This is a genomic window from Methylobacterium sp. D53M (assembly GCF_053345625.1).
Map to the genome: position 1 here is coordinate 62,840 of NZ_JBKFAL010000026.1, position 9,907 is coordinate 72,746.

A 9,907-nucleotide genomic window follows, 5' to 3' on the forward strand; every position below is an offset into this window, starting at 1 on the left:
CCGGCCCCGGGAACCGCCGACATGAGCAACGGTCTGACGCCGACGGCCGACCGGATCGTCGTGGCCAGCGAGGCCGACTGGAACGACGCGTGGTACCTCGTCTGCATGAAGGTCTCGACGATCGGCTTCGTCGTCGTCGATGCCCGCGAGCGGGTCGCCACCCTCGACGCGCTGCGGGCGGCCGGAATCACCGACATCGCCGCCCACCTCGACGCCCATCCGGACGTGGCCGACCGCCTGCGGCACGGGATGGTCATCCTCGACGTCAACGAGGCGGCGGTGCGGATGTTCGGCGCGGGCGGCCGCGCGGACATGATCGGGCAGCGCACGCAGCGCTTCTTCGACCCGCTCTGCACCGCCCAGGTCAATTCCGCCCGGGCCTTCGCGGCGGGCGCGACCTCGTTCCAGCAGCAGGCGCACAGCGTCCGGCTCGACGGATCGCGCTTCGAGACGCTGTTCTGCGTGGTCCCGCGGGCGGACGGCGCCACCTCCGGCCTGTGGCTCGCCTCCTTCGTGGACATCACCGAGCACGTCGCGCGGCAGATGTCGCTGGAGGTGCTGCGCGACGAGCTGGCCCACGTCTCCCGGATCTCGATGCTGGGCGAGCTGTCGGCGTCGATCGCGCACGAGCTCGGGCAGCCCCTGTCGTCGATCGGCATGACCGCCGGGGCGATGCTGCGCCTGCTCGATCGCGCGGATCTCGACCGCGATCTGCTCCGGCGTCAATGCCAGCGCATCGTCGATCAGGTCACGCGGGCCGGGGACATCATCGATCGCACCCGCCGCATGGCCGCCAAGCGGGACAGCGTCCGCGCGCCCGTCGCCGTGGCGGAGGTCCTGGCCGAGGCCGCGCGGTTCGTGGCGCACGACCTGAACCGCACCGAGATCAGGCTCACCGTCGCCCCGGCGGACGCGGCCGCGCAGGTCGTCGCGGACCGGATCCAGCTGCAGCAGGTCTTCGTCAACCTGCTGATGAACGCCATCCAGATCCATCGGCAGGCGCGGACCCCCGGGCCCGAGATCGCGGTCGAGACCGTCTGCCGGGACGGGTCGATCACGGTCGACGTCGTCGATAACGGGCCGGGCCTCGATCCCGGCACCGTCGACCGGCTGTTCGACGGCTTCTTCACGACGCGGGCCGAGGGGCTCGGCCTCGGTCTCCGGATCTGCCGGACCATCGTGGCGGCCCATGGCGGCTCGATCGACGCGAGGCCCCGCGACGGGGCGCCGGGCGCCCGCTTCTCGGTGTGCCTGCCGCTCGCCCGGTCCTGACCGGGCGGCCGCGGGAAGCGGGCAGGGAGCGGGCAGGGGCGCCCCGGCCGGGACGCCCCGCGAGGGCCTCAGGCGGCGTCGGCGCGCGCGGTCCGGTACCGGCTCGCCGGCGTCGCCGCGCCGAGCTGGGCAGCGAGTTCGAGGCGCGCGGCGTCCAGCGCCGACCAGGCCGCACCGTTCTCCAGGGGTGGGATCGTGACGACCTCGCCGGCATCGAACCCCGCGAGCGCGGCCGCGACCAGGTCGGACGGCGTCATGACGATGCTGGCCGGGAGGTTCCGGTGGCCGCCGACGCCGGCCACGGTCCAGAACTCGGTGGCCGTCGCGCCGGGCAGGACCGCCTGGATCCGGACGCCCCTGGGGGCGAGTTCGTGCTGCAGCGCCTGCGTGAAGGCGAGAACGTAGGCCTTGCTCGCCCCGTAGACGCCGTTGAGCAGTTCGGGATTGAGGGCGACGGTCGAGGCGACGTTGATGATCGCCCCGTGCCCCCGCGCGACGAAGGCCGGCGCCGCCGCGTAGGCGAGGCGCGTCACGGCCGTGACGTTCACGCCGATCATGCGCTCCATCTCGTCCGGATCCGCCTGGAGCAGCGGGGCCGCGGAGCCGAAGCCGGCGTTGTTGACCAGGAGGGTGATCGCCGGGTCGCTCCGCAGCCGGTCCTCGACGCGCCGGAGACCGGCACGGTCGTTGACGTCCGCCGCGAGCGCCTCGACGGTGCGGCCCGAGGCCCCGCGCACCGTCTCGGCGACCGCCTCCAGGCGATCCGCGTTCCGGGCGGTCAGGATGAGATCGTGGCCGCGCGCGGCGAGCTGTTCGGCATAGATCGCACCGATCCCGCCCGAAGCGCCGGTGATCAGAGCAGTTCCCTTGGCACGTTCCGTCATGACAACTCTCCGTCTGTGCTGCTGAATGACGGAAAGTGTAGCGATCGCGTCGGAGGCTTACATTTATACGGATGCGGGCCGGCGCCATACCTTGGTATGACCCGGTGGCATGATCGGGCCGCCTTGCCCAACGCCAGTGGGGCAGGCGCGGGGAGGCCGGTGCGGCGCCGGCCCGCTGACGGAATCGGCGCCCGAGATCCGCCGCGCGTCGATCCGGGATAGGTGCACCCGCGGCCTCGCCATGCTAGAACGAAAGCGGAACAGATCATACGGGCGGGCCGGGCACAATCTGCGGGCGAGACTTTTCTTCCGGCCCCGTGGACGCGTGTGGATACGGCTCGAAAAGCCCTGTCGTGGCGCGCCCTTGGGCGGCCCGTGCGGTCTGAGGAGAACCTGTGACGAACCGGGGTGCAGGACGACGATGGCGATGAGGACGGCGTTCGTGGTGCAGCCCTTCGAGCTGCACCGGAAGCGGCTGCGGCCGGCCCGGCAGGAGCCTGCGCAGACCGAGAGCGGGGCGGTGAAGAAGGCCGAGAACATGGCCAGGCGGATGCCGGGCGCGGCGGCGCTGAAGGTGGTGGCCGACGACGAGACCGGCGAGCTGGAGGGCGTCACGATCCTCGGCCAGTGGGGCGAGATCCCCGACGACTTCGCCGAGAGCCTGCAGGGCGCCTAGGCCACAGATCACCAGCGGGGCGGGAGAGCGCCATGTCGGCGGTTCGGCGGGTCGGGAACTTCCTCCAGGTGCAGGACGGCGACGGCTGCCGGCACCTGCTGCGCGTGACGAGCGTCCAGGCGCTGAGCGACACGGACCTGATGCGCAACGAGACGTTCATCACCGCGGCGGGGCGGACGATCCGGGTGACGCAGCCGCTCGACGAGATCGTGGACCTCGTGGCGCCGGGCGAGCGGACGGCGCCGGGGCCGCAGGAGGAGCCGTGGCCGTTCTAGCCGCGGGAGATCATCCCGCGCGCCATCTGCAGCAGCAAGCGGCGGTCCGACAGGGTGAGCGCGTGCCAGACGCGCAGCAAATCCCCCGTCATGTCGATCGCGGCGAGCGCCTCGGATTCGTCGAGGAAAGCGTCTTCGGGCACACCGAGGGCGTGCGCGATCTGCCGGAGCATCGATCTCTTGTCGTTCGGCCCGAACTTTCCACCCTCGAATTCCGGATCCGCCAAATCGATCTCCGACGGACGCGCGGCGGCGTCGCTTTAAATCTACAGTATCTTTATAACGTGAGAGCGCGAACACCGCATCGATGAATCGGAAATAAATTTTACCGGTACGTTGATACCAATTATTTGGCAACCGATCATTATCTAAGATTGACAGCATAACCTGAGTTAGACACAGCGATCAAAATCCGATGGCCCGCAACAGACTTGCTCGGCATCTGCATTGAACGCCGCGCAGGATCGTCCCTCCCCGGCGACGGGCGGTCCCGGGCCGCGGGTCAACGGTGCGATGGTCCCATGCCCGCGCGCCGCCGCGTCGGGATGCCGGCGGTGGGACGGTCCACCTGTCCCGCCCCGATCCGGCACGGGGCGGGACGGATCCTCAGGACGGGGTCCGGCGATCAGCTGCCGCCGCTGCCATCCCCGCTCCCCTTGCCGACCTGGGGTACGCCGCGCTCCGGCTGGCCGGCATTCCCGCCGGCGGCCGAATCCGTCGTGATGGTCGTCGCCCCTGTCCCGGTGGGCGCGACGACGGCGGTGCTGCCCGGACCGCTGTTCTGGCTGCCGCCGGGAACGACGACGGTTCCGGCCGGGGTGCCCGGCGTCACCGGCTGGGCTGGTCCGGGTTGCCGGATCGGTGCGGGACCGGTGCTGGTCTGCGCCGAACCGGGCGACGCCGCGACCAGCGCGAAGATGGCGAAGAGGGCATGACGCATCATGTGCTCCTTGGCATCTCGGCCCGACTGTGCCTCACGCACGGGCCTCCGTGCCCGAACGCGGGAGCGCGGACCCGGTTTCCGACACCCGTCGTCGTCGTGCGCCGCCGATCGTCGTGCCCGGCCGCGCCCGGCGCGCAGGGTCTCGCCCGGGAGCGGCGCGCCAACCCTCCGGATCGGCGCACGAAAAGGCCCCGCGCGGCGCTGCCGGCGGGGCCGAAGGTGGGTCTGCCTTGGGAGGATGCAGAGGCAGATGCTTAGCCGGCGTTGCGCCGCCGCTGCACCGGCGACTCGACATGCCGGCCCCGCAGGGACCGCCGGTCACGGCGGCGTCAGGCTTGCATGCCGGGCCGGCCCCGCCCCGTGCGGTGGACGGCCGGGACCGCGGCGCGGCGCCGAAGGTCCGGCCATCCTTGGATAACCATGTCGACCGCCGGCTTGTGGACGCCGCGGCAGCGTCGTCGACAGCGTCATCGACAGCGTCCTGCCGCTGTGGTGCTGATCGGCGGCGAGGAGTCCCATGAAGCACATCATCGTTCTGGCCATCGCGGCCACGGCCCTGACGGCCTGCAACGCGGCGAACCGGCCCGGCCGCGGCGAGCTCTTCATGAGCGAGGCCGACGTCGCCGCGAAGCACGACGCGATCTGCCGGGGCTACGGCGCCGAGCCGGGAACGCCGGAATACGTGCAGTGTCGGGGAACCCAGGACCAGCGGCGCGACGCGGCCCAGGCGCCCCGCCGCAGCGGCTGAGTGCGGCGGCCGCGAGGGCGCGGCCTCCGGGACCAACGCCCCGCTCGCGCGTTGTCCGCGCGGACCGCTTTCCCTGGAGCGCGTGATGCTCGCCCGATCCGCCCTGATCTTCATCGTCCTGACGTCGGGGGCCCAGGCCGCCGCCTTCGACGACCTGAAAGGCTATCTGGCGTCCTGCCTGCGGTTCGAGATGGCCGGCGCCCCAGCGGAACGCGGCGGGCCGCTGTCGTCCAAGGTCCGCCGCGCCCTGGACCGGTGCTCCGATGACGTCGCGCGCCTCGACCGGGCGGACGGGCGCCGGCTGCGCGGTGACGGTGGGATCAGCCCGTCGACCAAGGAGGTCATCCGGAGCGTCGTGAGCGGCGGGGCCGGCGGCGTCCGCACGGTCCGGTACTGACCGCCGGCGGTTCGCCCGGCGCATCGATCGGGTGGCGCCGATCACCGGGCGTTAACCTTCCGGCCGCACCTCACGGGGCCCGCTCGCGAGGAGATGCCGATGCCGAAGCGCCTGACGATCACCGTCCCGCACGACCTCGGGACAGCCGAGGTTCGCCGGCGCATCGACCTGCACATGGACTGGGCTTTCCGTCGCCTGGAGGCGGAGAAGATCCGCGTCGAGGCCGAGGACTGGCTGGGTAATCGCCGCTCCTTCTCGGGCAGCGGCTACGGGCAATCGGCGCGCGTCGCCATCCAGGTGGCGGATGACGCGCTGGAGGTCGAGGCGCTGGTGCCCTGGATGGCCAGCCTGTTCGCGCCCGTCATCGAGTCGGTCGGGCGCCACTACGTCGGGCGCCTCCTGTCCGACGAGGCCGCCTGACGCGCGCGGCCCGGGGCGGCGATCGGTCCGGGGTGCCCGCGGGGCGGTTGTGGCCCGGTCGTGCCGGGGCTAAACGCGCCGGCTCGATGGCGGCGCAGGGGCCCGGATGAGCGATGACGTGGCGGCCCTGCTCCTCGCGCTCGCGACCGAGAACGCCGAGCTGCGCCAGCAGCTCGCCACCGCGCAGGACATGCTGATGGAGACCGCCATCGACGCCGGCCATCTCCACGCCCGCATCGAGGCGCTTCAGGCCGAGCGCGACGCGTGGCAGGCGGAGGCCGAGCGCTTGGCGCGCCGGCCCCCGCGTTCCCTGTGAGCGCTCGCAGCACCCGGCGTGCCGAACCTGCGGGCGGGTGAGACCGAGGCCGCCGGCGCGACCGGGGAGGGCGCGCTCGGGCCCCGGGGCGCATCGGCGAGAGCCCGCGCGGGAGCGGACTCACGCCGTCCCTCACGCCTTCCCGGGTTGCGGGCGGGGCACGCGCACGTCGACCGTCTGGCCGGTGAGGGGATTGAGGATCAGCATGGCGGCGGTCTCCGGTGTGTGTGACGGTAGAACGCCGTCCGCGGGCGCCGGGATCACGCTGCGGCGTGCCGTGGCGCACAGGCGGCGACGGGGTCGCCGAGCCCGGATCCGTGCCGGAAACGGCCTCCGGCGAGGCCCGCGAAGCTCGCCACGGTCGGGATGCCGCCTTACCTCAGGGCGTGGCGCCCTGGCGGCCGCCAGGGGCAGAACACCTGGAGGATCGATATGGCCATCGATAGATCCGGTGAGCGTGCCGCGCTCGATACCGAGGTAGAGCATACCCAGGACACCATCGCGAAGCTTCGCGAGGCTGCCGACGGAACGCCGCCCGGACACAGTTCGCGCGTGGCGCTGAAGAAGGCCGAGGAGAAGCTGGCCGAGCTGGTCAAGCACATCACCCGGCGCGACCGGACGGGTTAGCGCGGCCCCGGACGCGGGGACCGCCGGACAGGTCCCCGCGCGCCGTCCGCCACCTCGGCGCCACCCGCCGGCGAGCCGGCTCTCGATCCCATGTTACCGCCCGACGGATCCGGCGCGGGCGGCGCCAGGATCGTCCGCAGCGCACCCGCAGCGACGACAAACCCTCCCCGCGCGGGCGTCCGGCAGCGCCGCCCGCAGGAATGTCGGCGCGTCGTCCCCTGGCCGCGCGGCCGCGCCGCGGACCGATGCACGCGCCCCGGGCGCATGCCCCGAGCACACCGCCAGAACTTCATCAGTATTTAACAGATCTATCCGGAGTTAATCCGCCATTTACTATGTTTTTTCCGACGCGGCGAGCCTGTGTGTCCGTAAAACTACAGCTATTCTGCTCAGAGCTTGGTAGTCTTATCACCAGATCGAAACCCGGATCGCCCTGATGACCAAGCTCCTCGCCTCCCTGACCGCCTTCACTGCGCTGACCGCCGCGGCGTCCGCCGCCGACCTTCCGCGCCGCGCCGCGCCGCCGCCGGTGTTCACGCCGGTGCCGGTGTTCACCTGGACCGGCTTCTACATCGGTGTGAACGCCGGCTACGGCTTCGACGCCAACAGCCGCAACACCACCAGCTACGCCCTGCCCGGCGGCTCGCTGATCAACTCCCCCGGCACCGCCGGCGTCGTCAGCGTCAACAACCGCAACAACAACGACGGCTTCTCGGGCGGCGCCCAGATCGGCTACAACTACCAGTTCACCCCGGGCTCCGGCGTCGTGATCGGCTTCGAGGCCGACGCCCAGTACGTCGACTTCGCCCGCCGCGCCAACGCCACCCAGAACTACAGCTTCCTCGGCTTCCCCGGCGTCGCCTTCTCCAACCCGCCGGCCTTCGTCGCCACCAGCGGCAACGGCCTCGACTACTTCGGCACCGTGCGCGGCCGCCTCGGCTACGCCTTCGACCGCACCCTCGTGTACGGCACCGGCGGCTTCGCCTACGGCTCCGGCCAGGACGACCAGAACTTCTCCGGCAACCGCTTCCGCGACAGCTTCCGCACCGGCTGGGCCGCCGGCGGCGGCGTCGAGTACGCCCTGCCCACCGACTCGTTCCTGAACTTCTTCCGCTCCTCGGCCGTCACGCTGAAGGTCGAAGGCCTCTACGTCAGCCTCGACCGCCAGAAGAACTCGGCCGGCGGCGTGTTCTACGGCAACCTCCTGCCCCCGAACGGCACCGCCTACCTCAACGGCGCCGCTGCCAAGACCGAGTTCGCCGTCGTCCGCGCCGGCCTGAACTACAAGTTCGGATCCTACTGAGATCGGGTCGCGCCGCTCCCGGCCTCCACGCCGGGAGACGCGGCGGCGGGCGAGGGGGGCAGGTCCGCCTCATCGCCCTCCGGCCGCCGAAGAGCAGCCTTCCGGTTGGCCTTCGCATCCCCAGCCCGATCAAACTGGCCGCGAGGTCGGCAACACCCTGGGAGCGCACGCTCCCAGGGTGTTCCTGCGTTCCGCCACGGTGCGCCACGGCGCCCAGCCGCTCGCCGAGAGCGGCGGGCGCGTCGCTACCAGTACCGGTTCGGCCAGCAGCGCCGCCCGCCGCGACCCAGGTGGAAGCCGCGCGGGCAGGCCCGACCGACATAGCCGCCCCACTGGCCGCCGGCGCGGCACCCGCCATAAGGGCCGCGATGGCCATAGGGCCCGCAGCCGCCGTAGACGTGCTGGATCAGCCCGTCCTGCGCGGCGGGGAGCGGAGAACCCGCGACGGGCAGCGCCGAGGCCGGCGCGGCGAAGCCGACGGCGAGCAGCGTCGCGGCGGCGAGGGACTTGAGCATCAACCGATCTCCAGGTCTTGGCTGAGCCGATCTCCGTCGGCACTGACCGAATACTTGCCCTCGGCTGAAGGCCGGGTGTCACGGACCGTCTCGATTGCCCGTATCGCTGGAGCTTTTCTTTAAGCGCTGTCTCGATACTGGCGCTCCACCCGCCCAAGCGTCCGCCTCGACCAAGACGACAGTGTCCGCCGGACCTGCGGCCCGGATCACCCGCTCACGTCGGGAGAGCCGTCGCCGATCCGTCGCTCTGCTGCGGGGCAGTATGCGGCCGGCTGCCGGCCTGCCAGATCCAGTTGCCCGCGATGGACCCCGCGGAGACGCGTTCCACGACGACGAGCGCGATCACCAGGGGCTTTGAGGTCGCGCTTTTCCACTTCCCCGGATCCGTCCACACGGTCTCCCATTCGGCTTGCGGCGAGCGGTCCGCGTGCCGGCCTGGATCGGCCCGCGCCCGTCTCTCCAGAGTCAATCCGCCGAACGGCGCGACGGGTCCGAGGCGTTGCGGCCGCAACACGGCCATTCGTCGGCCATCCGGTACATTCGGCTCTCGGAGACCGCGGTTGAAATGCCCGAATGTCTCAGCTGCGATTGTGCGGCGGCTCGACTGCCGCGCGTTGGGGTTCGATGCAGAGGATGAGAACTCGGCATCTCGAACAGGCGGCGGCGTCGCGCACGTCGACGACCCGCACTCCGCTCGCCTGCGGGCCAGGGATCTGCAGCCCGATCGTTGCAAGGGTCGATCTTATTCCCGACACCTTCATGCATGCGCCGCATATCTGGCGTGAGGCATGTGGCATACCAAGAAGTCGCGTGCAGTGCGATATCGTTTCTCACGCACCGCACAAAAGGACGCCGCCGATGCCCCTCCTCACTGCCCTCGCCCTTCTCCCCTTCGCCGCCATCGCCAACTTCGCTTTCGTGGTGGCGCTGGCCAATCACTTCGACGCCGACAAGCCGGCTACGGGCCTCACCGGCCCGGTTCCGACGCTGGCTTGAGCCAAGTCGGAGCCGTTCTCACCCGGCCGCGATCGAGGATCCCCTGATCTCGGTCGGGCCGGGAGGTGAGCTCCGGGTCCCACTCGGCGGCCAGTTGGAGCAACGCCAAGGCGAAGACCTGGGGCGTCAGCCACTCCCCAGGGCCGTGTGAGGACGGCACTGGTTGTACTCGCCGCCTTCACGTCTCGATCCTGCTCCTCGTCTCGGCGAGGGACAAGGCCCCAGTTGCGTTCAGGCGCAGGCCGTCGTTGAATGCCTCGACCAGCGCGTTGTCGGTCGGCATGCCAAACCGCGGAACGTCCGGAGTGATGCCGTTCTCGTAGGCCCAGCGGACCGGCTCCATCGAGACGCACTAAGGTCCGCTGTCGACCTTCATCGGACCCGATGTCCGGCGCAGAAGTGCCGATCGGGCAACCATGCCGGCCACCACTCACCCTCGTTGTCTTGGCGACCTCGGTCGCCGACGCCTCACGAGCGCCGCCTCGGCGAACACTTCAGAACTGCAGTTCAGACTGGCGCGGGCGTATCCGTCAGC

Annotated in this window: 16 protein-coding genes; 10 read left to right on the forward strand and 6 right to left on the reverse strand. The window is 71.1% G+C overall.

All coding sequences use genetic code 11. The annotated features are described in order from the left end of the window. The first annotated feature begins 21 nt into the window (after positions 1–21). Positions 22–1,272: a sensor histidine kinase gene (locus tag ACLBYG_RS26170; RefSeq protein ID WP_447683414.1), complete on the forward strand. Its 1,251-nt coding sequence runs from the start codon at positions 22–24 to the stop codon at positions 1,270–1,272. Positions 1,273–1,340: 68 nt separating this feature from the next. On the opposite strand, the gene ACLBYG_RS26175 is transcribed toward ACLBYG_RS26170, so the two are convergent. Beyond that, positions 1,341–2,156 (reverse strand): SDR family NAD(P)-dependent oxidoreductase, encoded by an 816-nt coding sequence (locus ACLBYG_RS26175; protein WP_447683415.1) that lies wholly within the window; start codon positions 2,154–2,156, stop codon positions 1,341–1,343. A gap of 421 nt (positions 2,157–2,577) precedes the next feature. Here ACLBYG_RS26175 and ACLBYG_RS26180 point away from each other — a divergent pair, with 421 nt between their 5' ends. Beyond that, positions 2,578–2,832, forward strand: a complete 255-nt coding sequence (locus ACLBYG_RS26180; RefSeq protein ID WP_020094723.1) for a hypothetical protein — start codon at positions 2,578–2,580, stop codon at positions 2,830–2,832. Positions 2,833–2,864: 32 nt separating this feature from the next. Then, positions 2,865–3,107, forward strand: coding sequence for a hypothetical protein (locus ACLBYG_RS26185; RefSeq protein WP_020094724.1), 243 nt, complete (start codon positions 2,865–2,867; stop codon positions 3,105–3,107). Here ACLBYG_RS26185 and ACLBYG_RS26190 read toward each other — a convergent pair. Together ACLBYG_RS26190 and ACLBYG_RS26195 are read right to left on the reverse strand one after the other, a co-directional pair. Then, positions 3,104–3,334, reverse strand: a complete 231-nt coding sequence (locus tag ACLBYG_RS26190; protein ID WP_056526661.1) for a hypothetical protein — start codon at positions 3,332–3,334, stop codon at positions 3,104–3,106. The two genes, ACLBYG_RS26185 and ACLBYG_RS26190, sit on opposite strands and share 4 nt — an antisense overlap. A gap of 398 nt (positions 3,335–3,732) precedes the next feature. Beyond that, positions 3,733–4,089 (reverse strand): hypothetical protein, encoded by a 357-nt coding sequence (locus ACLBYG_RS26195; protein WP_447683416.1) that lies wholly within the window; start codon positions 4,087–4,089, stop codon positions 3,733–3,735. Positions 4,090–4,567: 478 nt separating this feature from the next. Here ACLBYG_RS26195 and ACLBYG_RS26200 point away from each other — a divergent pair, with 478 nt between their 5' ends. From ACLBYG_RS26200 to ACLBYG_RS26225, 6 genes are all read left to right on the forward strand, one after another. After that, entirely contained in the window at positions 4,568–4,798 is a 231-nt protein-coding gene (locus ACLBYG_RS26200) for a hypothetical protein (RefSeq protein ID WP_447683417.1), read from the forward strand. A gap of 85 nt (positions 4,799–4,883) precedes the next feature. Next, positions 4,884–5,195, forward strand: a complete 312-nt coding sequence (locus ACLBYG_RS26205; protein ID WP_020094728.1) for a hypothetical protein — start codon at positions 4,884–4,886, stop codon at positions 5,193–5,195. 99 nt (positions 5,196–5,294) lie between these two features. Then, positions 5,295–5,615, forward strand: a complete 321-nt coding sequence (locus ACLBYG_RS26210) for a polyhydroxyalkanoic acid system family protein (RefSeq protein WP_056526667.1) — start codon at positions 5,295–5,297, stop codon at positions 5,613–5,615. A gap of 106 nt (positions 5,616–5,721) precedes the next feature. Continuing rightward, positions 5,722–5,931, forward strand: coding sequence for a hypothetical protein (locus ACLBYG_RS26215; protein WP_026605187.1), 210 nt, complete (start codon positions 5,722–5,724; stop codon positions 5,929–5,931). A gap of 432 nt (positions 5,932–6,363) precedes the next feature. Next, the gene (locus tag ACLBYG_RS26220; RefSeq protein ID WP_447683418.1) at positions 6,364–6,558 is read left to right on the forward strand and encodes a hypothetical protein; all 195 of its coding nucleotides are present in this window, start codon (positions 6,364–6,366) and stop codon (positions 6,556–6,558) included. Positions 6,559–6,994: 436 nt separating this feature from the next. Beyond that, entirely contained in the window at positions 6,995–7,861 is an 867-nt protein-coding gene (locus tag ACLBYG_RS26225; protein WP_103986269.1) for an outer membrane protein, read from the forward strand. 245 nt (positions 7,862–8,106) lie between these two features. On the opposite strand, the gene ACLBYG_RS26230 is transcribed toward ACLBYG_RS26225, so the two are convergent. Together ACLBYG_RS26230 and ACLBYG_RS26235 are read right to left on the reverse strand one after the other, a co-directional pair. Beyond that, the gene (locus ACLBYG_RS26230; protein WP_354454966.1) at positions 8,107–8,376 is read right to left on the reverse strand and encodes a GCG_CRPN prefix-to-repeats domain-containing protein; all 270 of its coding nucleotides are present in this window, start codon (positions 8,374–8,376) and stop codon (positions 8,107–8,109) included. Positions 8,377–8,590: 214 nt separating this feature from the next. Then, a complete protein-coding gene (locus ACLBYG_RS26235) occupies positions 8,591–8,896 on the reverse strand; it encodes a hypothetical protein (protein WP_447683419.1) in 306 nt (101 codons plus the stop codon). A gap of 338 nt (positions 8,897–9,234) precedes the next feature. On the opposite strand from ACLBYG_RS26235, the gene ACLBYG_RS26240 reads away from it, so the two are divergent. Next, positions 9,235–9,372: a hypothetical protein gene (locus ACLBYG_RS26240; RefSeq protein WP_447683420.1), complete on the forward strand. Its 138-nt coding sequence runs from the start codon at positions 9,235–9,237 to the stop codon at positions 9,370–9,372. 178 nt (positions 9,373–9,550) lie between these two features. Here the strand turns inward: ACLBYG_RS26240 and ACLBYG_RS26245 are convergent, their stop codons facing one another. Beyond that, positions 9,551–9,715 (reverse strand): hypothetical protein, encoded by a 165-nt coding sequence (locus tag ACLBYG_RS26245; protein ID WP_447683421.1) that lies wholly within the window; start codon positions 9,713–9,715, stop codon positions 9,551–9,553. Positions 9,716–9,907: the final 192 nt, after the last annotated feature.